Below are 21,014 nucleotides of genomic sequence, written 5' to 3'. Positions count from 1 at the left end.
CGGATTATACGTACATATTGGCAAACCGGAACACAAACGGGGGGAAATAACCTGAACGGTAGGATATATAATAATTTTCTTGGAAATAATTGAATAAAAATAGCATTAAAATTAAACCTTTGGCTTCTGTTGCTACGTATAGACATAAAAATTAAAGGAACACGCTATGTTACAAACACAGATGGTTTCAGTTCATCAGCCTCTTTCAGAACAGGCGGTGGCAGTTCAAGAGGCGTTAATCGCAGCAGGATTAGAGACGCCAATGGTCGACAATGGCCTTAACGACATTGAAAAGCGCAATAAAATTCAAGCTGCGATGTGTGACATCATGGAAACCTTAGGCCTCGATTTATCCGACGATAGTCTTTGTGATACACCTAAGCGCATCGCTAAAATGTACGTCGATGAAATATTTTCCGGATTGGATTATCGCCGTTTTCCCAAGATCACCGCCATTGCCAATAAAATGCAATCTGAAGAAATGGTCAAGGTCAGTGAGATAAGCGTGACCAGCACTTGCGAACATCACTTTGTGACCATCGACGGCACCGCCACGGTTGCGTATATTCCAAAGGACCAAGTCTTGGGTCTGTCAAAGATAAATCGACTGGTCGACTTCTTTGCCCAACGGCCTCAAGTACAAGAGCGACTCACCCAACAAGTGCTGGTGGCACTGCAAACTATAGTGGGTACTGATGACGTCGCCATCACCATTAATGCCACGCATTATTGTGTAAAAGCCCGAGGGATCCGAGACAAGACCTCTTACACCCAGACCAGCGCTTTGGGTGGTGCTTTCAAACATGAGCCTGCATTAAGAGCGGAGTTTTTTGCTAGATAACCTGAGCTGTAGGATAATAAGTGACCGTCAATAATGCCCTTTTTACGCTTATCTGGGTTGAGTTTTCTGCAATAGGCTAGCTATTACGTACGAAAACTCGCCTTGCTAATCACAAAAATTGCATCATTGATGTGTATTTTGAGTTTTCGTTTTTACTAATCCCTACTAACACTTTGAAATCATTATGTAATATTTAATTGCCCGACTCATCTTATCCTACAGTGCAAGTTAAGTAGAGCCCGTGTTTACTTGGCTGGAAATATCGTGCTAACTTAACATCCTCAAGGTGGTTTGGTTCGCAAACGGAGATGATAAATGGCGCAATGGCATGATGCACAAGTGGTCAACCGAATTGATTGGAATGACCATCTATTCAGTTTGCAATTTAGTTGCCTCGACTTTCCCAAAATCAAAGCAGGACAATTCACTAAAGTGGGCATTGAACAAGCGGACGGTAAAGTGCTTTCTCGCCCCTATTCATTAGTCAATGGCCCTGATAGTGAGATACTGGAGATAATAGCGGTACCTGTGGAAGAAGGCAGTTTATCTCCCAAATTACATCATTTAGCCGTGGGTGATTCGGTCAAAATTATGTCTCCGGCAACGGGCTTTTTAATTTTAGATGAAGTGCCTAAAAGTGATACCCTGTTTCTCATCGCTACCGGGACAGGTGTGGGTCCTTTTTTATCAATATTGGAGACGCAACAGGCATGGACAAGCTATTCTAATGTTGTTTTAGTTTACGGTGTTCGTTGGTCTGCTGATCTGGCGTATCAAGATAAAATTGAGCAGTGGCTAAAACAGTATCCTTCCCAATTTTCGTTTGTGCCCATTGTTAGTCGAGAGAAAATCAGTGGCGCATTGCACGGACGAATACCGCAGCTCATTGCCGATAATCAGATACAACAACACAGTGGACACATGATCGACGTCTCGACCAGTCAAGTCATGTTGTGTGGTAATCCTGCGATGATCCAAGATAGTATTCAAGTATTAGAAACATTTGGCCTGAAGAAGCATTTACGTCGTTCTCCTGGGCAAATCAGTTTAGAGCGTTATTGGTAACGCGCATTACGAAGTAGAGAAAGACGTTTTATGCAAAAAGAAATTAACCACCTGTCATTATCCCGTTGTGTTTTATTATTCATTATCCTGTTGAGTGGTTGTCAATCATCGAATCAGCCATTAACAACTAGTGAGCCAACACAACCCAAAGCGACACTTAATTGGCAGATTCCAGAGTTGCCAAAAATGCCAGTTCACAGTGTTGACGATATTTTTGCGCTTTCACGCGAGCAACAACAGCACTTCTTAAATTACTATTACGCCCCTGAGAATCAAACGGTAGCAGAACACAAACGTCTGTTTAATTACTTGGAAAGTATTCTAAGCGGATTTGATTATCGAGGTGATACCTTAATTGCCCGTAACGCGCTTGAGGACCAAAATGGCAACTGTATGTCCTTGGCAATAGTCACGAGTGCCTTGGCTAAGTTAGTAGGCTTAGATGTGCGTTATCAACGGGTTAATTCAGCGCCGATTTATCAGCGATTTAACAATGTCATGACGTTGTCATCACATGTTCGAACGCATTTGTATCAGCCTAAAATACCTAGTGCGCCAAATGAGATTGTGATCGTGCGCGCAAAACTTGTCATTGATTATTTTCCCGAGAATACCAATGTCAGTGGCGACTTCATTGAAGCGCATGATTTTTTGTCGATGTATTATCAAAATATGGCAGGAGATGCGATGGTCAAAAATGACCACGCAACGGCCTATGCCAATTTGAGCGCTGCAATGAAAATTGACCCAAATAATTCTGAGACGCTTAACACCTTAGCGGTGTTACACAAGTCACGGGGAGCTCAACAGGTTGCCGAGAGAATTTATCAATATGCATTGGCTGAAAACGCCAGCTCAGTTAACCTGCTGAGCAACTATGCGATACTGCTTGAAGAGCAGGGGCGCACAAAGGAATGGCAAGCGTTGCAAGATAGATTAACCGAGGTAGAGGATGACAACCCTTATCGATGGTATGACGTTGCCAACCGACAATTTTCAAAACAAAATTTTGCCATTGCACTTAAGTACTATAAACGCTCGATCGAAGTCGCGCCTTATTTGCATGAAGGGTATTTCGGGTTGGCGAAAACCTACTATCAAATAGGCATGTTAGAGCAGGCTGCAGATATGATGAAAAAAGCCTCGGAACTGGCGTTTACACCTAATGATGAGTATCTATATCAAGCCAAACTCAAAGTGCTCAGTGCCAAAGAATCAGATTCATAACCGCTCATTGTCGCTGACGTAAGTATTTATATGGTGTTAGTTGAGCTGTTTACGAGACAGCTCACCATTTTGTTCTACTGCATCGACTAACGGAATAAAGCCTGCGGGGGTAGACAAGTTTACATAACCGCTAAAGACCTCAACCAGAATATCGCCAAACCGACTGTCCCGCTCAGGCTCAGGGGTAACATCAATTGATAGATTATCCGTATTTAACCACGTACTTGGGCCTCCAGTGGCAGCAAAAGCGATATCTAGTTCATCATTTTTTACTCTGCCGGCAAGCTGGTAATTGGCTAAGTTGAGCATCACTAAGGTGACTAATTCACGTTCATTTTCAACTGCATAGAGCTGCTTTAACAAGATTTCACTAGCATGGAAAACATAAATCATACTTTCTCCGAGCAGCGCAATTTGTTGAATAGGGGGAGTTTCACTCAATCACAATAACATTTTTGGTATCTTCTTTACCATCAGCAATAATCGCTTCGAACTGTGAGAAACAGGTTTTACAGCGTAAGCGTATTGATGCGTTTTGATTATTATTCGATGATTCAGGCAAAGCCGTTGTGGTTAAACAATGTGGGCATAAACATTCTAACGTTGGTGTTTTAAGCATGACAGATCCTTTTGTCGTCCATTGTGATGTGTTTTTAATTCCTAACGACGAAATACAATGGACCGATATTTTGACTGTTTTTTGACAAGATGCAAGGTTTTTAGCTTGAAATACGTGAAATTTGGTGGGTTATACTCATTGCGGTGAGCTGAAAAATGCGCTAGGTGTGCTAAGGTGCGCAATATTCTGAACACCTGCACGAGTTCTAATTGATGCTACCCATAGAAACCTTATTGACCTTTGCCGTTGCGGCAACGCTTTTAAGTTTGTCACCGGGCCCATCAAACTTATACATAATGGCCAGAACCATGAGTAGTGGCCATACATCTGGTATTGCCGCAGCCAGTGGCATGGCAATAGGGTCGATGCTATATGTGTTGGCAACTGCGTTTGGATTGGCTGCGGTATTTAGCTTGTATCCAACGTCCTACATCGTATTAAAACTAACTGGTGCGGCGTATTTGATCTATTTGGGGGCGAGCGCATTTTGGCATGAAGCTGAATCGGCGACTACTAAACCTAAATTAAAATCCATGAGCCGTAAGCAGGTGTTTAATCAGAGTATTGTGGTTGAGCTAACCAATCCAAAGACTGCACTATTTTTTATGGCATTCTTGCCTCAGTTTGCAGACCCTGCCGCAGGCAATCTAGTGTTGCAGTTGATTATTCTTGGGCTGTTATATGCTGTGATTGCGTTTAGTAGCGATTTATTGATGGTGTTTATGTCACATAAACTGGGTCGATGGTTGTCTACCCATCCTGCGTTTCCGGTTTGGCAGGACAGGGTATCAGGATCAATATTGATTGGACTTGGCACTTTTATCGCCATGCAAGAAATCGATCTTTGAAATATTAAGGCCTTGTGATCTGTCCTTAGTTAACCAGAGTTCAAGTTAGTTAATACGTGGTTAAACGGAGAACCTATTGGTCACTGTGCTAAAAAATTGGTCGATGGTGTACTTGTTTGGTTTGCCAGATGGCAGCCAAATGCACCAGCGTTGGGGGCGTGTGGTCACCGGCGAAGTGCTGCTAGACGGTAAACATAGCCATGTGCCGGGGGATAAAATCTGCACGGATGCAGTGCTTCGATCCCCTGGCAATCTTGTGCACACACGCACAGGTGAGGTTTATAGTTTATTTGGACAAGGCGCTACCTTAGAGTTGCCCGTCACCCAATTACAAAGATTACAAAGGCTTGAATCTGCTTCTCAGATTGCCATTGAATTAGGCAGTGGCTGGCGCAAGATCAACAGTGATGAGTCATAGATTGTTGTCACTACCTATGCTCATCTTTGCCTAGCTACACTATTTTTAGTGTAGTTTTAATTTCGATCCCACAATGTTGCTGACTTTGCGACTAAGCAATACCAATATGCCTTTAAACCAGCCGTGGATAGCGAATTGATGCATGTTGTACAATGAAATATAGACCAAACGCGCAAGACGTCCCTCAATAAACATACTGCTACTTGCAAGGCTTCCCATAAGACTACCTACAGTACTGTATTTACTTAAATGTACTAATGAACCGTAATCAACATAACGGTATGTTTTTAAGGGCTTAGCATGTACCAAATTAATTAAATTGCTGGCTGCAGTGGCCGCCATCTGATGAGCGGATTGCGCGCGTGGAGGAACCCATTTACCATCTTGTTGTTTGAATCCACAACAATCTCCTATGACGAAAATAGACTCACTCAATGTACTTTGAAGGTGCGGATTGACTAAGATTTGCTGGGCTCGATTGGTTTCAAAAATGGCCATTTTCTGAATGAAATCGGGCGCTTTTACCCCCGCAGCCCAGACAAGTAAATCGGCTTCTATTTGACGTCCGTCCTCGGTGACAAAGGCGCCTTTTTGCGCGCTGGCAACTTTGGTATTCTCCAGCACATTTACGCCTAGTTTTGCCAAGGCTGAACGAGCGGAATTGGCAATTCTCTCGGGTAACGCAGGTAATATTCGCTCTCCTGCTTCAATAATGGTTATTGATAGTCGTGAGGCTGACATCTCTGGCATGCCATAATGCTTTGCCAAGTTTGCTACATGATGTAATTCAGCCGCCAATTCGGTACCCGTGGCACCACCGCCTACTATGGCAATTTGCAGTGTTGATTGAGTTGAAGATTGCTGATTGATGCGCAATAGCTGATTCAGTAACGCTTTATGAAAACGCTCAGCTTGGCTCAAAGAATCGAGAAAGAAACTGTGCTCGGCTACCCCCGGTGTGCCAAAATCGTTACTGACGCTACCAATAGCCAGCACTAGGTAGTCGTAATTAAGGGTTCGCTTTTCCAGTAATATCTGACCATCTTCGTCATACAAGGGATCTAAGCTGATAGTTTTATTGAGATGATCCACATGACTCATGGTGCCCAACTGAAATTGATAACCAAAGCGAGCAGCATGAATACGATAATCAACTCCATCTGAGTTCTTATCAATCACACCGGCAGCCACTTCGTGCAGCAAGGGTTTCCAAACGTGTGTTCGGCTTCTATCCACAAGTGTTACTTGAGCAAGACCTTTTTTCACTAGCTTTTTACTTAACTTACTGACTAGTTCAAGTCCACCCGCGCCTCCGCCAACAACGACTATTTTTAACATATGACTTCCTAATTTTAATTTCAAATATGCGGGCAAGAACAAGAAGATGAATGATTATGCAAAAGCCAAAAGAGGGAATGATGTTCAAACTCATAAACATAGCAGAGGGCGCGGCTTTTGCTGTTCTAGCGATAGTTTTATCATGCCTAAAATAGGCCTGTTAGTCCATCATTTTTAGGTCGGTTCATGCGCTTATCTATCAAGGATAACCGGACCTGGACCCTGATCCGCCAATTGATCTTGTGGATTGTAAATAGGGCAAGATTTAAGCGATAAACATCCACAGCCAATACACCCAGTTAACGAGTCTCGCAATTTGGTTAATTGTTGAATGCGCGTATCCAAAGCAGCTTGCCAGGTTTTTGACAATTTGGCCCAATCTGCTTTATCCGGTGTTCGCTCTTTAGGCAATGTCGCTAAGGTCAACTTAATTTCTTGTAAACTGACTCCTAGTTTTTGTGCCGCCTTAATAACCGCTACTCGCCTTAACACGTCGGCTTTGTATTGACGTTGATTACCTGCATTTCTCCAACTTTGGATCAAGCCTTTTTGTTCGTAGAAGTGCAAAGTGGATACGTTTACACCACATCGTTTGGCAACGAATCCGACACTTAATGTTTTGTTATCCATGTCTGTCCTTGTTATTAGCTGGAGCAATGGCGTTTAGGCCAGCGTTCAAATTATTTTTGAGAATAGTCAAAAAAACACTTTACCTCAAGTTAGGTTGAGGTTTTAAGCTGGTTCTGAAATTTAAACATGGCATGACCCAAGGAGATAGATATGAACATTACGATGCCCACAACAAACAAATATGAGCTCACTAAAGATTGCACTAACCAAAAGCAAACTCAATCGAGAGGCATTGCTAAATGGTTGAAGTGTTATTTTTCCCTTGTTAATCAGACCATGTATTACAAGTAGCAAAAACGATACTAAACCAAAGCTAAGAAACAAAATTATCGAGAAAACCCAAACAATAGAAATAAATGAGGAGGGATTATGATCCGCTTAGAGCACCTTAATTTAGTCGTCAAATCATTGCCAAGTTCGATGAAATTCTATCAAGCCGCTATGCCCCATTGGCGTGTTCGCCAACAGGGCATCAATGATTGGTATGGCGTTGAGCGTAATTGGTTGCATTTCGGCGATGACTACAACTACCTAACGTTGAATGAGGCTGGTGAAGGAAAGGTGCGAGATCGCACTTCTAATCAGCTCGGTTTAGCCCACTTCGCATTTGAAGTGAAAAACTTAGATGCGCTCATTAAGCGGATGAAAACTGCTGGTTTTGAACCCCATCATTATGGTGCGCAAAATGAGTTTCGCACAAACATCTATTTTTTTGACCCAAATGGTCTCGAAATCGAGTTCGTCGAGTATTTATCGGATTTACCTGAACAGCGAAATAGCAGTGATGTCGACTAACCTTTTCGGATCCTTTAAGTGAATAAACAGCTTAGTGCATCAAGGGTACTCAATAAATTCCGATAAAACTCAAGTAGCAAAATAGAGCGGAAATAATCAATAAAAGTTACATGTGTAACTTTTATTGAAATAGCATAATAATAATAGCTATTAATAACAGTGCTTTATGATTTGTTGGTGTTTAGTGTGTTTACTGTGTGTCTATTTCGGTGTACAAGTGTGCGCTCAAATTGTGATGCAGGTTATATTAAGTTTATGTTGTTTTTTAAGAAATCGTTTTGGCGCACCCTTTATCGTGCATTTTGTAATATGTTGGGCAATCAACCCAGCTTAGGCAAATACCTTGAGCCAATATTGCAGACACTTTATGGTAGTTACCACAGTGAACTGTTTAGGGGTAACGTCGTTGCACTTAACAATGTAACCTGCGACATGTTAACGATTACGCTCAATGTGCCCCGAAATTGGGGTGGTTTTGAAGCAGGGCAGCATGTCATGCTGACCCACATGCTTGACGGAAAGTATGTTTCCCGACCCTTTAGTATTAGCTCTAGTGAATTTTTGTGGTCTTCACAACGTCAGATTCAGATTAGCTGCAAGGTCAAATCGAACGGCGAACTCACCTCTTCACTGAATTCGCTCAACGCAGGGGAAACGCTTTTCCTATCTGCTGCTCAAGGACAGTTTGTACTGCCAAAGAGAAGCGCGGATGTGATACTTCTCTGTGCTGGCTCAGGCATAACCCCAATGCGTGCCTACTTACAGAGTCTTGCTGACTTGAGTCAACATGCGCAACTGCCTTTTCCCAATGTAACTTTGCTTTATCGCTACCGCGGCGCGGAACACGCGGCTTTTTTAACTGAATTTAGGGATTTGCAAGAAACTCACAATAGCTTCAGATTGATTGAGTCAGACAGTTTGCAAAGCCAGAAGCTTAGTACCCAACTGACAGAGATAGGAATTAATCATAATGACTACTATGTGTGTGGCCCATTGCAATTTATGCAATCTGTCATTACCAGTTTGAAAAGCCAAGGGATTGCTGCAGCGCAAATCCACCAAGAGCACTTCGGACCGAGTCTAATACATCAATTTGCGGATTCGACACTGACTAATGACACAGATCCAGCGGCTTATTTTCAGGCCGGATTTTATAAAGCGGGCAGACAACATGAGGTTGCGGCTAGCGCGAACGCTAGTTTGCTTGATAGTGCTTTGCAAGGCGGTGTCGAGCCAACATTTGGCTGTCGCATGGGGGTGTGCTTCCAATGTGTGTGCAACAAACTCTCGGGCCAAGTTAAAGATCTGCGAACGGGTGAGTTAAGTGGTTTGGGTCAAGAGCAAATACAGTTATGTGTCAGTGCTCCGGTGAGCGATGTCACCTTCGAATATTAAGTAGAGTAAAAGAAAATTATGAAATTAGAACAATCCCAATATCAGGCGCTAGCAGCAGATTTAGATGCTGTGAAACAGGGAGTCAAAAACCAAATAGGTGCCAAAGACGCTAGCTATATTCGTAAGGTGCTTTTTTGGCAGCGCATCAGTGAAATATCAGGGCGCATTTTGTTAGTACTTGGCTTTATCACTCCGTGGTTATGGGCCGTCGGCGTACTTTTGTTAGCGCTCGCTAAAATTCTCGACAATATGGAAATTGGTCATAACGTTTTGCATGGTCAATACGATTGGATGAACGATCCTGTGTTGCATTCTCAACGTTATGAGTGGGATATTGCCTGCGATGCTAAATCATGGCAGCGCACCCATAACTATGAGCACCACACTTATACAAATATAATCGGTAAAGACAGAGATTTTGGATATGGCTTGTTGCGATTGAGTAACGACTTTCGTTGGCGGATCAGAAATCTGTGGCAAACTGTTACCTACGTTGTGCTCAGTACGTTATTTCAATGGGGAATTTCCTATCATGAACTTGCTGGGCAAAGGGTCTTCTTTGGTCGCAAAAACAAACAGCGCCATACCCAAATCTCGGATGCTCAGCTTAAAAAAGCGTTTTTTAGTAAAGGTGCACGACAGCTATTTAAAGATTATTTATTTTTCCCTTTGATTTCCGGCCCTATGTTTATTTGGGTATTTACTGGCAACCTGTTGGCGAATTTGATCCGCAATTTGTGGACGTCTACAGTGATCTTTTGCGGGCATTTTACCGAAGACGCCCAGACTTTTTCACAAGCCGAATGTGAGAATGAATCGCAAGGGCAATGGTACTATCGTCAGATGCTAGGCTCTTCAAACTTCACTGGTAGCAAAGCAATGCATATTCTAACTGGGCATCTAAGTTGTCAGATTGAACACCACCTGTTTCCCGATATACCGGCTCGTCATTATCCGGCAATTGGCAAGCGAGTACAGAAAATCGCCGAAAAGTACGCTATTCCTTACAATAGCGGCAGCTTTGCAAGCCAATATTGGACAGTGCTGAAACGCATCGTTAAATACTCGTTTCCTATCAAAACGCCGAGTAATTTTGAGTTATCGCAAAAGTCTCAGTAGCATAGCTCGATTATATGTTCCGCCAAACCTTTTCCCCACTGGGTATAAACCTGCGGACCAGGATGAAATCCATCACTGGCCATTTCTTGTGAGTCCATCATGCTAGGTAGCGCGTAATATTGGCAATGGTTGTGGTGAGCAAACTGATGCATAACACGATCAAAACGCGCTGCGCGTTCGCCCAAGTACCAACGTAGAGGATTGGGGAGCGCTGGAAATTCACCCATTGGGGGCATGCCGCTAAAAATAATATGTTGCGGTGTATAACGCTGCATAAGTTGCAGATGCAGTGATTGTAAATCTCGATAAAACTGTTTGCCTGACTTTCCTGATGTGACGTCATTCACCCCTAAGGAGGTGACAATAACGTCAAAGGGCTGGGGTGTTAAATGTTGTAAAAGCTCTAGAACAGAGCATGTGCTTTCTCCAGTACGCGCCACTAGCTGCCATTGCACTGTAAAATGGTTAGACAAGCAGTTTACCAGTTGGCCACTGAGTCCTAACCCTTGCTCATCGACGCCAACTCCGGCACCTGCCGAATCGCCCAAAATAAGCAAACGCAACGGCTTTCCATGACCTTGATGACCAGCTCTATCTCCGGCTGGCTCTGGCAGTTTAATGATAGACGCGCGCACACGTTTGCCTTGCCAAAGTAAAATCGGTGCGAGCAAAATTTTGGATAGTTTCAACATTTAGATCTGATAAATTTCAATAGGAAGAGCATCTGGATCAGTGAAAAAGGTAAAGGCCTTTCCGCTGTGCTGATCGATTCGAATGGGCTCTACTGCAATGTCTTTAGAGGTTAAGTATTCAACGTAATCCGCTACGGATTCCACTTTAAAGGCCAAATGGCGAAGTCCTAGCGCCTCAGGCTTAGATGGTCTAGGCGGAGGATTAGGAAAGGAAAATAATTCGATTTGGCTACCATCGGGTAGCGCCAAATCCAACTTATAGGATAGGCGCTGTTTACGATAGGTTTCGGCAAGCACTGCAAAACCAAGGATCTCAGTGTAAAACGCCTTTGAGCGCGCATAGTCTGAGCAAATGATAGCGATGTGATGGAAGCCTTTTAATTGAGGCATAGTCACGTGTTTCCTAGTTAACCATAGGTCAATTTAATTGGAGGTAACTCCTTGTTCATGCTGACTCAAAGAAAATGTCTGGGACATGGTATTACCTTGCCAATCACTCATGGTTACGCGAATACTTTGCGGTTGGAGCTGTTGATATAATGATTGAGTTACAATAGCAGTATAGGGCGGCGTGTTGTCGCTAGCAACTTTCTGAGAGTGACCTTGCGCATCTACAAACTCGGTGGTCACTTCAAACATAGGTACCGGAATATCAACTAACTGCTCAATGACATAATTAAATCGAATTCTGTCTTGTTGAGTCTCTGTTCCGGCAAAATCCAGTTCCAGCAACGCCGTTTGCATAATAGGTGTGTCTGCCTTCAAAACACTGTAACTAAGCGCGGGTAACACAATTTCCACTTTGCCCTTATCTACTCGAAACGTGTCGCTACCGTGAAGACTTGAATAGCCTTTGCTGGTGGCGTCCACGGTAATGATTTGCTGTTCATTGCCAGCATTAAAGGCAATCAGATACTCAACTTGCTCGCTTTTATCTACTCTGGAGATAGCAAACGCGTTTCTGCGTTTATCAAAATAACGATTAAAGGTTACTCCGTAGCGTAATGTAGGGTGATCCATACGCAATTGTGCTAAATCTTGCAGTGCCTGATAAATAGGGTGACTTGGGTCAAAGTTTTGTTCGGCGGTACTGGCATCTGTGCCTAGCAGATTATTATCGTTGTATTCTTCAACTAGTGAGGCAAACATATCTTCGCGCGCGCCAACATCCCCACCATCACCGGTAAATCCTTGCTCATCGCCATAATAGATCACGGGTACACCGCGAGAAGTATACATAAAGGCATGAGACAAAATGCTGCGTTGTAGCTTCTCTGCCTCATCAATGTCTTTGAGCGCATCTTCAATGAAAAATCCGCTGCGGCCCATGTCGTGATTGCCTAAGAAGTTCATCAGTAAGTCGGCTTGGCTATCTTGATCATTGTAGTAATCATCATTTTCGTACAATTGCGCCACTGCTTGCGGTGATTTTTTACGGTAGAAAACGTCAGCGGCTGCTTGCTGGAAGCCAAAATCCAGCACCGATGGCATTTTGCCTGTGGTGGTGTAGTTACTCAATACAACGGGGTCGCCACTGTAGACTTCACCGAAAATATGGAAGTTGGGAATGCCAAGCGATTTGGCGTGGTCTAGGATCGCGGGACTAAACTGCTCCCAAAACACCATATCAACATGTTTCACGGTATCGATGCGGAAGCCATCTGGTTTGAACTCAGAGATAATATTTTTGTATATCTCAATCATCCCTGTAATGACATCTGGATCTCGGGTATTGAGATCATCTAAACCGACGAAATCACCGTTCACGGCACTTTCGCCCTCCCAAAAGCTATCGCCTTGATTATTGTAATATTTGGGATCATTTAACCACGCAGGGACTTTTACTTGATCTTGACCTTTGGGAATAAAGGGCGTGTATTTATCGCCTTTAGCTACTTGCGCCATAGACTTATATTGGCAGGTCTCGTCATCTTTAAAACTGCCGTCAGGGGTGTGACATTCTTCAAAGCGGATCACATCGGCAGTGTGATTAGTGATGATATCGAAAAATATTTTAATGCCTTTTTTATGTGCGGCATTGATGAGATTTTGCAAATCTTGATTACTTCCAAAGTGTGGATCTATTTGGGTAAAATCCACTATCCAATAGCCGTGATGTGCATAACCACCCCATTGTATTGCTTTGTTTCTTAGAATGGGTGTCATCCAAATTGCACTCACGCCCAGACCTTTCAGATAATCGAGTTTGGCTTCAACGCCGGCGATATCTCCACCATGAAATCCCCACTTACTATCGATAACATAGCCACCTTGAGATATTTCAAGATCTTTTGCGCCATTATCGTTTTCAGGATTGGCGTTGTAGAAACGATCAGGCATCACAAAGTAAAAAATATCGTCACGAATATCGCGATGCAAATAATCATTATAGATGGCGGGAAAGTTAAGTTGTTTGGTAACTGGAGCCGCGGCCGCAATGTCAGATTGATCGGGTTGAGGTTCAGAGCAACCTGACAAAAACAAAGTTGCGCCAAGTGCGATAAAAATCGTTCTATGTATCATTATTTTTGTTCGCCTGTTGTTAAGGTAATTCGTGTCCGCGCGCACTGACATATAATGCGTACCAATGCTCCCTACTGAGTTCTATGTCCAACGCTTTGACGCTAGCGGCAATTCTTGCAGGGTTGGTGGTACCAATGATGGGTTGAATGCCGGCCGGATGACGCATTAAAAATGCAATTAAGATGGCTTCGCCTGTGGTTTGGTATTCTGCCGCCAATTTACTAACTAACTGTGCTGTGTGTCTGAGGTGCTCGGGATGACCGTTTAAGTCTCTTCCCGTCAGCAAGCCTTGGCACAAACTACCCCAAGCCTGAATTTGAATGTCATGCATGCGACAGTATTCGATGGTGCCAGTACCAAAGCTAAGATCTTTGCCTTGGTTATCATTGGCCACAGTAACATCATCTAAAAAGCCAAGATGCATCAAGTGCATTTCAATTTGGTTGACAATTAACGGCATATCCAGATAGTGCTGCAAAAAATGCAGTTGCTGTTGGTTTTGATTAGACATTCCAAAGTGCCTGACTTTGCCGCTGTCTTTGAGTGTCGAAAAAGCATCAGCAACTTCTTCAGGTTGCATTAACGGATCAGGTCGATGTAACAATAATATGTCAATATAGTCGCTATTTAATCGACTAAGAATGCCATCCACTGATTGCAGAATGTGTTGTTTGGAAAAATCGAAACGTTTGGGACCTTTATCATCTTCAAAGATGATTCCGCATTTGGATTGCAGAATAAGTTGGCTGCGTAATTCAGGCCTAGACTTGAGAACCTGGCCAAATACCTGCTCTGCTTTGCCCTTGGTGTAGATGTCGGCATGATCGAAAAAATTAATTCCCGCGTCTAAGGCAGCATCGATTATTTGATGGGCTTGATCAACGTGGTTTTGTTGATAAGGTTCCTCACTCCAAGACCCTCCCAATCCCATGCAACCATAGGCAATGGGTCTGGCTCCTGGAAAGTGCGAATGCAATGGAAGTCTATTCATCATCAGCTCATAGTTTTCAGCATGGAATAAATCATTCTAGTGATTTTAGAATAAGATTTCATTGAATACGTATGTTGTATTGGAAACCCCGTTTTCTTTACTGACTAATAATATTGATCCCAGCTACTTAATGGTTTAAGTTAACAAAATGTAAATGCGCGGCTAAGCTCGTGCGTTAAAAACTATAGTCAGCAGCAAAACAATCTCAGGACACGACATGTCACATCAAGCGAACAGCGCGCCATTATCGTTCAAAGAAAAACTAGGTTACGGCTTAGGCGATATGGCATCAAATTTTTACTTGGGATTTTTTGGTCTGTACTTGCTTTATTATTACACTGACGTCTACGGGCTAGCGCCCGCTGCAGTTGGAGTGATGCTACTCGTATCTAAAATCATTGATGCCGTCAGCGATCCGGTAATGGGGCTAGTTGCCGACAGGACGGAATCGCGCTGGGGAAAATACCGGCCTTATTTATTGTGGGCGGCGATCCCCTATGGCCTGTTAGGTTTTGCGATATTTTTTGGCCCTAATTTCTCGGATACTGGAAAACTGATTTATGCCTATGTCACCTATATCGGGGTGATGCTTGCTTTTACCGCGGTAAATGTGCCTTACTCTGCACTGCTCGCAGTCATTTCGCCACTGGCGGAAGAGCGCACCAAAGCGACGACTTATCGTTTTATCGGTGCCGGCGCTGGTGGGATCCTTATCGCTGCGTTTGCTACCCCCTTAGTCAGTTGGTTAGGGGGTGGCGATGATGTATTAGGTTTTCGATTAACCATGGCGATTTTTGCGGTGTTATCAGTCGGCCTTTTTTGGATCACCTTTGCCTCTACTAAAGAAAGAATCAAGCTACCTCCTCATGATTCATCGGCTCGCAAAGACTTGAAATTACTTTTTAAAAATACCTCATGGGTATTGCTTGCCATTTCCTGCGTGCTAATTGTAGTGGGATTGATAGCACGATTCTCGTCGATTATTTTCTACGTAAAATACTATATGCATGATGATGGTGAAGCGGTATTTTTGATTTTTGATCGAGTGGCATTGTTCTCTGCTATTGGTTTGGCGGGACAAATAGTGGGCGCCTTCATTACGCCTTATTTGACCAAGTTCTTTAGCAAGCACCATTTGGTCCTCATCATGTGTCTGTTGCATACCGTATTGCTTATCATCGGCTATTTTGTTGCGCCAGATATGTTTTGGACCGCCGTATTGCTGAACTGTTTAGGCATCACCACCTTTGGCGTGGTGATAACTCTATTGTTTGCCATGTTTACCGATTGTGCTGAATATGGCGAGTGGCAAACCGGAAAACGTACCTCTGGTTTAACGGTGTCAGCCTCGATGTTCGCGCTGAAATTTGGCTCCGCGTTAGGCGGAGCGATCCCCGGCTTTATTCTTGGTTATGTCGGTTTTGTTGCCAACGAAGCACTCAGTGATGCCACTATGGACGGGATCCGCATGATGGCTACATTGCTACCAGCTGCACTTTTTGCTTTAGGTGGGCTACTGATGCTGTTTTATAAAATTGATAAAACGCTGTTAGTCCGCATCGAAAAAGAATTACGCCAACGCCGCAAATCGTTACCTCAACAATAGTCGCGAATTAAAAATGTGCAGGCTAGTAGTATTCCAAATTTCTGACTTTGCCCCAAAACACGCGATATGAAAATAGGGTATAGGCGAAGATACAGGGAATGACTACCATTGCGCCGTATAAGATAATTCGCAATGACTCAGGCGCACTTGCCGCCTGCCAAATCGTTAGCTCACCGGGCACCACGTAGGGATAAAAGCTCAGAGCAAGACCGGCAAAACTGAAGGTAAAGATACCTGTGCACAACACAAAGGGCAGCCAGCAACCTAAGTCGTCTTTCAAAGGTAAACGTTTTAAGGTGTGGTAACCAATCACAAAGAACGCCAAGCTTAACAGCGGTATAAGTGCAAACAAATAGGCCCAGGGCAGTTGTGTCCAACGGGCAAATACAGCGTCATTGATCAATGGATTGATCAAACACACGGCAAGGATACCGATAAAACTGATTAAGCCAGCCTTACGTGCCCAGCCTATGGCGCGCATTTGCAAGTCATCTTCGGCTTTCATAATCAACCAGCAAGCACCAATCAAGCCATAGGCCATAGTGACACCAAAGGCGCTAAGCAGACTAAAAGCGACGGCTATTGGTGTTGTCTCAAATCCCATTACAAACATGCCTAGCATGTACCCTTGTGATGCCGCCGAAATAAGGGACCCTATTTTGAATAGTCGGTCCCAGCGGTTTTTATGATGAGCAATCACTTTTGCGCGAAAATCAAAAGACACGCCTCTGAGGATCAAGCCGATTAACAAGATTGCCGCAGGCAAATATAGCGCTTTGAATATCACGTTATGGGCGCTTGGAAACGCCACTAACAGCAGACCAATAGCCAGTACCAGCCAGGTTTCATTGGCATCCCAAAAAGGCCCAATTGACGCAATCATTTTGTCTCGTTGTGTTTCGTTGTCCATTGGCAGTAGCAAACCGACGCCTAAGTCATAACCATCCAATATGGCATAGACAAGCACGGAGAAGGCCATTAGCCCAGCAAAGATGATGGGAAGTTGACTATCTAAGATCATGCGGAAGCCTCCTGTTGATTAAAGGGGTGAGCCTTTGATGCCTTGGCGAACTCGTATTCTTCTATTTCTACCGACTGGCGAGCCATGTAAAACAAGGTTTTTATGTAGGCTATTAACAGCAAGGCATAGACGGTTAAGTACATGGTCAAACTCATCACCACGTTACCCGAGGGGATATCTGTCACCGCATCAGCCACGGTTAATACGCCACTGACCAAGTAGGGTTGGCGTCCAATTTCAGTGACATACCAACCCGCCAATGTGGCTATCCAACCGGAAAATGTCATGGCCACAAAGAATTTAAGGGCGAATTTGGGTAAGCGTTTGTGTCGCCATAAAGTGATGCTGGCAAGCCAGGCGCTGAGCAACATCAGCATGCCTAATCCGACCATGATCCTAAATGCAAAGAACACCGGTTTTACTGGTGGATGCTCGCCTGCAAATTCGTTCAAACCGCGAATGGTGCCTTCGGAGTCATGAGTGAGGATTACACTCGCCATTTTGGGAATGGCGACTTCGTAATGATTGGCACGCTGGGCTTCATCTGGGATGGCAAACAATAATAAGGGCGCACCTTGAGTTGTTTCCCAAATACCCTCCATAGCCGCGACTTTTTGCGGTTGATGTTCAAAGGTATTTAACCCATGTAGATCACCCATGACAATTTGTAGCGGGGCAAGAATTGCCGCGATAAATAACCCTGTACGCAGAGCAACATTAGGGGCTTTTTTATTGTCACCTCTTAGTATGCGGTAGGCTGATATCCCGACTATCAAAAAGCACGCGGTTAAGCCTGACGCCAGCAGCATGTGACCAAATCGATAAGGGAACGATGGGTTGAACACAATCGCAAACCAATCAACAGCGTGAGCTACCCCTTCGCGCATTTCAAACCCCGCCGGGGTGTGCATCCATGAATTAAGTGACAAAATCCAAAACGCCGACAATGAAGTACCAACTGCGACAATAAAGGTCGCCAAGGTATGTACCCATCGCGGCACGCGATTAATGCCAAATAACATGATGCCTAAAAAGGTCGCTTCTAAGAAAAAGGCGGTAAGCACTTCATATGCCAGCAGTGGCCCAGCAATGTTGCCAACTTTTTCCATAAAGCCGGGCCAATTGGTGCCAAACTGAAATGACATGGTAATACCGCTTACCACTCCCAATGCAAAAGTTAACGCAAAGACCTTTACCCAAAAACGGTAAATACGCATCCACACTGGATGGTCTGAGATGTGAAACCGAACTTTAAAATAAAACAACAACCAGCATAGGGCGATGGTGATGGTGGGAAATAAGATGTGAAAACTAATGTTAGCCGCAAATTGAATACGGGAAAGCAGCATTACGTCTGCCATGATACACCTCTAAAAGTTAAAGTCTGTTTACCTTTCACATTTTTAGTCTAGCGTATGTACTAGCAAAAATAGGAAAAGTAAGCGGGCTTAAACCCGGTCTTTCTGGTTTGTTTAACTACTTTTTAAAAACTTGTCTTTCATGTCGAGCACCTTACCTACGCCAGAGCCAAGTTTCATCAAGGCCGCCATTTTTTCAGGGCTTAAGCGCTGTAACTCTTCGCTCCACTGCGTGATGTTTTCAAGTAAATCATGGATTTCTTGCAATCTACTTTGGGCGTATTTTTCTTGCTCATTTGCAGGTTTGTCCAACAGTATGTCTCTGAGTAAGCTTAGCGTTGGATCCATCTCTCGCTTGCGACGCTGTTCAAATACTTTGTTAGCCATATCCCAAATACTGCCCAAGGCTTTAAAGTAATCTTTACGATCGCCAGGAACGTGATGCATCTGGACCAATCGCCAAGATTGAAGTTCTTTCAAGCCCATACTCACGTTTCCTCGCGAGATATTTAATGCTTCAGCAATTTCGTTTGCACTGAGGGGTTCTTCACAAACGACCAGCAAGGCATACATTTGACCTACTGTGCGATTAAACCCCCAACGACTGCCCATTTCACCAAAGTGCATTACAAAGGATTCGATCATTGGCGTCATGTTCATAAATTTCTCGATTTCTGAAGTTTCAGTAATTTCTGAAAGTATATACGTTAATTGATGTAGATCAATTTATTTCGTACGAAAAAGTTGATAATGAGCAGTTTTTGAGGGGAGTGAGAGAGCTGCTCATTTCAGACATGTTGAGTAAAGACGGTGAATTATTGGAATAATCAATTCTATACTTGTCTTGTCTCAGCGTTATTTCGAGTATGTTATCTATACTGGAACCTTGACACTAAATTCTTGCAACTGAGGCGAACCGCATGATGATCAGCATTGATACACTGTCTACATTTTTAGGCTGGTGCTCCATACTCAATATTGGACTGTTACTTTTTACTTTCATGGCTATTTCAGTGTTTCGAAATTTTATCATCAGCATCCACAGTAAATTAACCGGAGTTAATCCAAGCGAATTACCCACGTTATATTTTCACTATATTGGGACGTATAAACTAGCCATCATTGTATTGAATATTGTGCCGTATTTTGCTTTGAAACTGATGGTCTAAAAACTAGTTAAGTGGCTGGGCGCATGCGGTATCTACTGGTTGTTGAGTCTGTAACTTGCCGATTAAGGTTAGGCAACAAAAAAAGGTTCAACGTAACTTAATTACGTTGAACCTTTTGAAGCCAATGTCATGGTCAGAATGTCTTTGAAAGCGACAAGTGTGGTTGGCGGTTACAAGGTTTCCATGTCTATCACAAATCGATATCGTACGTCGTTCGCTTGCATACGTTCAAACGCGTCATTGATGTCGCTCATGTCTATTTTTTCGATGTCAGAGACGACATTATGTTGGCCGCAAAAATCCAACATTTCCTGGGTTTCCTTGAGGCCACCGATGAGCGATCCCGCAACGACTTTGCGGCCAGAGATAAGCTGTGCGCCGTTAACCGACTCCAAAGGTTCAATTGCGCCAACGAGGCACATGGTACTGTCGAACTTTAATAGAACAACATACGGATTAATATCGTGACCAACCGGAATGGTATTCAGTAAAAAATCAAACTTGCCTCGCCACTTTTTCATTTCGTCCTTATTTGTCGAGATAAGAACATCATCTGCACCCAGTCTTTTGGCATCTTTGGCTTTGTCTTGTGATGTTGTGATCATAACAGTGTGAGCCCCCATAGCAGAAGCCAACTTGATACCCATATGACCTAAACCGCCTAGTCCAATGATCCCAACAGTCATGCCTTTTTTAACGCCATATTGATGAAGAGGCGAGTAAGTTGTAATACCTGCGCACAACAATGGCGCTGCGCCCGCTTTGTTTAAGTTCTGTGGAATGCGCAGAACAAAATCTTTTTGGACAACAATTCGCTTTGAATAACCACCATAAGTACGTCCGCCTGGGTCGTCGGTCTTGCTGTTGTAGGTCATCACCGCGCCGTTTAAGCAGTGTTGCTCTAAATCGATATCACAGGCTTCACAAGACTGGCATGAATCCACTAAGCAGCCTACGCCGACACTGTCACCAACCGAAAACTCGTCAACATTGCTTCCAACCGCGCTTACTGACCCTATGATTTCGTGACCTGGAACCAATGGATACTCTGAGTTTCCCCAGTCATTTTTCACCGCATGGAGGTCACTGTGGCAGACGCCGCAATACTCAATTTCAATCTGCACATCATTCTCACCAGGCTCTCGGCGAGTAATTTTATGCGGTTCCATATGTCCGTTGTTCGATTTAGCCGCATAAGCGGAGATATCTGACATTACATTTAATCCTTCTATTTAAAACCGGTGTAATTGCTACGTAAGTTAATGCATATTGGTTCTATAAGTTTAATAATCTTCATCAAATAGCCACGATTAGAATTTAACACTAAAACTTGCTGCTAGATTAAACGCATTGAGCTGA

Annotated in this window: 22 protein-coding genes; 10 read left to right on the top strand and 12 right to left on the bottom strand. The window is 43.6% G+C overall.

Going from position 1 to position 21,014, the window contains the following annotated elements; all coding sequences use genetic code 11:
* The first annotated feature begins 166 nt into the window (after window positions 1-166).
* The 3 genes from folE to ABD036_RS16965 all read left to right on the top strand — a co-directional run bounded on the left by folE (window position 167) and on the right by ABD036_RS16965 (window position 3,133).
* A complete protein-coding gene (gene folE, locus ABD036_RS16975; protein ID WP_343862081.1) occupies window positions 167-841 on the top strand; it encodes a GTP cyclohydrolase I FolE in 675 nt (224 codons plus the stop codon).
* A 315-nt stretch (window positions 842-1,156) separates the two neighbouring features.
* Window positions 1,157-1,906 (top strand): ferredoxin--NADP reductase, encoded by a 750-nt coding sequence (locus ABD036_RS16970; RefSeq protein WP_343862079.1) that lies wholly within the window; start codon window positions 1,157-1,159, stop codon window positions 1,904-1,906.
* A gap of 30 nt (window positions 1,907-1,936) precedes the next feature.
* Window positions 1,937-3,133 (top strand): hypothetical protein, encoded by a 1,197-nt coding sequence (locus tag ABD036_RS16965; RefSeq protein ID WP_343862077.1) that lies wholly within the window; start codon window positions 1,937-1,939, stop codon window positions 3,131-3,133.
* A 36-nt stretch (window positions 3,134-3,169) separates the two neighbouring features.
* Here the strand turns inward: ABD036_RS16965 and ABD036_RS16960 are convergent, their stop codons facing one another.
* Both ABD036_RS16960 and ABD036_RS16955 read right to left on the bottom strand, forming a co-directional pair.
* Window positions 3,170-3,526: a hypothetical protein gene (locus tag ABD036_RS16960; RefSeq protein WP_343862075.1), complete on the bottom strand. Its 357-nt coding sequence runs from the start codon at window positions 3,524-3,526 to the stop codon at window positions 3,170-3,172.
* Between the two features lie 40 nt (window positions 3,527-3,566).
* Window positions 3,567-3,752, bottom strand: a complete 186-nt coding sequence (locus ABD036_RS16955; protein ID WP_343862073.1) for a hypothetical protein — start codon at window positions 3,750-3,752, stop codon at window positions 3,567-3,569.
* Window positions 3,753-3,964: 212 nt separating this feature from the next.
* Here ABD036_RS16955 and ABD036_RS16950 point away from each other — a divergent pair, with 212 nt between their 5' ends.
* Window positions 3,965-4,600: a LysE family translocator gene (locus ABD036_RS16950; RefSeq protein ID WP_343862135.1), complete on the top strand. Its 636-nt coding sequence runs from the start codon at window positions 3,965-3,967 to the stop codon at window positions 4,598-4,600.
* A 76-nt stretch (window positions 4,601-4,676) separates the two neighbouring features.
* Window positions 4,677-5,018 carry a hypothetical protein gene (locus ABD036_RS16945; protein WP_343862071.1) on the top strand — a complete coding sequence of 114 codons (342 nt, stop codon included), beginning with the start codon at window positions 4,677-4,679 and terminating at the stop codon, window positions 5,016-5,018.
* A 45-nt stretch (window positions 5,019-5,063) separates the two neighbouring features.
* On the opposite strand, the gene ABD036_RS16940 is transcribed toward ABD036_RS16945, so the two are convergent.
* A complete protein-coding gene (locus ABD036_RS16940) occupies window positions 5,064-6,356 on the bottom strand; it encodes an NAD(P)/FAD-dependent oxidoreductase (protein ID WP_343862069.1) in 1,293 nt (430 codons plus the stop codon).
* Between the two features lie 192 nt (window positions 6,357-6,548).
* Window positions 6,549-6,986, bottom strand: coding sequence for a redox-sensitive transcriptional activator SoxR (gene soxR / locus ABD036_RS16935; protein ID WP_343862067.1), 438 nt, complete (start codon window positions 6,984-6,986; stop codon window positions 6,549-6,551).
* A gap of 369 nt (window positions 6,987-7,355) precedes the next feature.
* Here soxR and ABD036_RS16930 point away from each other — a divergent pair, with 369 nt between their 5' ends.
* The 3 genes from ABD036_RS16930 (at window position 7,356) to ABD036_RS16920 (ending at window position 10,295) form a co-directional block, all read left to right on the top strand.
* Window positions 7,356-7,781, top strand: a complete 426-nt coding sequence (locus tag ABD036_RS16930; protein ID WP_343862065.1) for a VOC family protein — start codon at window positions 7,356-7,358, stop codon at window positions 7,779-7,781.
* 255 nt (window positions 7,782-8,036) lie between these two features.
* Window positions 8,037-9,176, top strand: coding sequence for a flavin reductase family protein (locus ABD036_RS16925; RefSeq protein WP_343862063.1), 1,140 nt, complete (start codon window positions 8,037-8,039; stop codon window positions 9,174-9,176).
* Between the two features lie 18 nt (window positions 9,177-9,194).
* Window positions 9,195-10,295, top strand: coding sequence for a fatty acid desaturase family protein (locus ABD036_RS16920; protein WP_343862061.1), 1,101 nt, complete (start codon window positions 9,195-9,197; stop codon window positions 10,293-10,295).
* On the opposite strand, the gene ABD036_RS16915 is transcribed toward ABD036_RS16920, so the two are convergent.
* Genes ABD036_RS16915 through ABD036_RS16900 form a run of 4 tightly spaced genes read right to left on the bottom strand, consistent with a single transcriptional unit; the run spans window position 10,289 to window position 14,501 of the window.
* A complete protein-coding gene (locus ABD036_RS16915) occupies window positions 10,289-10,987 on the bottom strand; it encodes an SGNH/GDSL hydrolase family protein (protein ID WP_343862058.1) in 699 nt (232 codons plus the stop codon). The genes ABD036_RS16920 and ABD036_RS16915 overlap by 7 nt on opposite strands.
* Entirely contained in the window at window positions 10,988-11,377 is a 390-nt protein-coding gene (gloA2, locus tag ABD036_RS16910; RefSeq protein WP_343862056.1) for an SMU1112c/YaeR family gloxylase I-like metalloprotein, read from the bottom strand.
* Between the two features lie 33 nt (window positions 11,378-11,410).
* The gene (locus tag ABD036_RS16905) at window positions 11,411-13,510 is read right to left on the bottom strand and encodes an alpha-amylase family glycosyl hydrolase (RefSeq protein WP_343862054.1); all 2,100 of its coding nucleotides are present in this window, start codon (window positions 13,508-13,510) and stop codon (window positions 11,411-11,413) included.
* Between the two features lie 19 nt (window positions 13,511-13,529).
* Window positions 13,530-14,501 carry an aldo/keto reductase gene (locus ABD036_RS16900; protein ID WP_343862052.1) on the bottom strand — a complete coding sequence of 324 codons (972 nt, stop codon included), beginning with the start codon at window positions 14,499-14,501 and terminating at the stop codon, window positions 13,530-13,532.
* A 217-nt stretch (window positions 14,502-14,718) separates the two neighbouring features.
* Between ABD036_RS16900 and ABD036_RS16895 the strand changes: the two genes are divergently transcribed.
* Window positions 14,719-16,107, top strand: coding sequence for an MFS transporter (locus tag ABD036_RS16895; protein WP_343862050.1), 1,389 nt, complete (start codon window positions 14,719-14,721; stop codon window positions 16,105-16,107).
* Window positions 16,108-16,129: 22 nt separating this feature from the next.
* Here ABD036_RS16895 and cydB read toward each other — a convergent pair whose 3' ends face one another.
* The 3 genes from cydB to ABD036_RS16880 form a co-directional block, all read right to left on the bottom strand.
* Window positions 16,130-17,128 carry a cytochrome d ubiquinol oxidase subunit II gene (gene cydB / locus ABD036_RS16890; RefSeq protein ID WP_343862048.1) on the bottom strand — a complete coding sequence of 333 codons (999 nt, stop codon included), beginning with the start codon at window positions 17,126-17,128 and terminating at the stop codon, window positions 16,130-16,132.
* Window positions 17,125-18,489 carry a cytochrome ubiquinol oxidase subunit I gene (locus tag ABD036_RS16885; RefSeq protein ID WP_343862046.1) on the bottom strand — a complete coding sequence of 455 codons (1,365 nt, stop codon included), beginning with the start codon at window positions 18,487-18,489 and terminating at the stop codon, window positions 17,125-17,127. Before ABD036_RS16885 ends, cydB begins: the two co-directional genes overlap by 4 nt.
* A gap of 111 nt (window positions 18,490-18,600) precedes the next feature.
* The gene (locus ABD036_RS16880) at window positions 18,601-19,146 is read right to left on the bottom strand and encodes a GbsR/MarR family transcriptional regulator (protein ID WP_343862044.1); all 546 of its coding nucleotides are present in this window, start codon (window positions 19,144-19,146) and stop codon (window positions 18,601-18,603) included.
* 260 nt (window positions 19,147-19,406) lie between these two features.
* On the opposite strand from ABD036_RS16880, the gene ABD036_RS16875 reads away from it, so the two are divergent.
* Window positions 19,407-19,655: a DUF6868 family protein gene (locus ABD036_RS16875; protein WP_343862042.1), complete on the top strand. Its 249-nt coding sequence runs from the start codon at window positions 19,407-19,409 to the stop codon at window positions 19,653-19,655.
* A gap of 170 nt (window positions 19,656-19,825) precedes the next feature.
* On the opposite strand, the gene ABD036_RS16870 is transcribed toward ABD036_RS16875, so the two are convergent.
* The gene (locus ABD036_RS16870; RefSeq protein WP_343862040.1) at window positions 19,826-20,869 is read right to left on the bottom strand and encodes an NAD(P)-dependent alcohol dehydrogenase; all 1,044 of its coding nucleotides are present in this window, start codon (window positions 20,867-20,869) and stop codon (window positions 19,826-19,828) included.
* Window positions 20,870-21,014 lie beyond the last annotated feature (145 nt).

This window comes from Aliiglaciecola litoralis (assembly GCF_039523355.1).
Classification (GTDB): Bacteria; Pseudomonadota; Gammaproteobacteria; order Enterobacterales; family Alteromonadaceae; genus Aliiglaciecola; species Aliiglaciecola litoralis.
The sequence above is the reverse complement of the archived record's forward strand: the minus strand, read 5'-3'. Positions and strand labels throughout refer to the sequence as shown.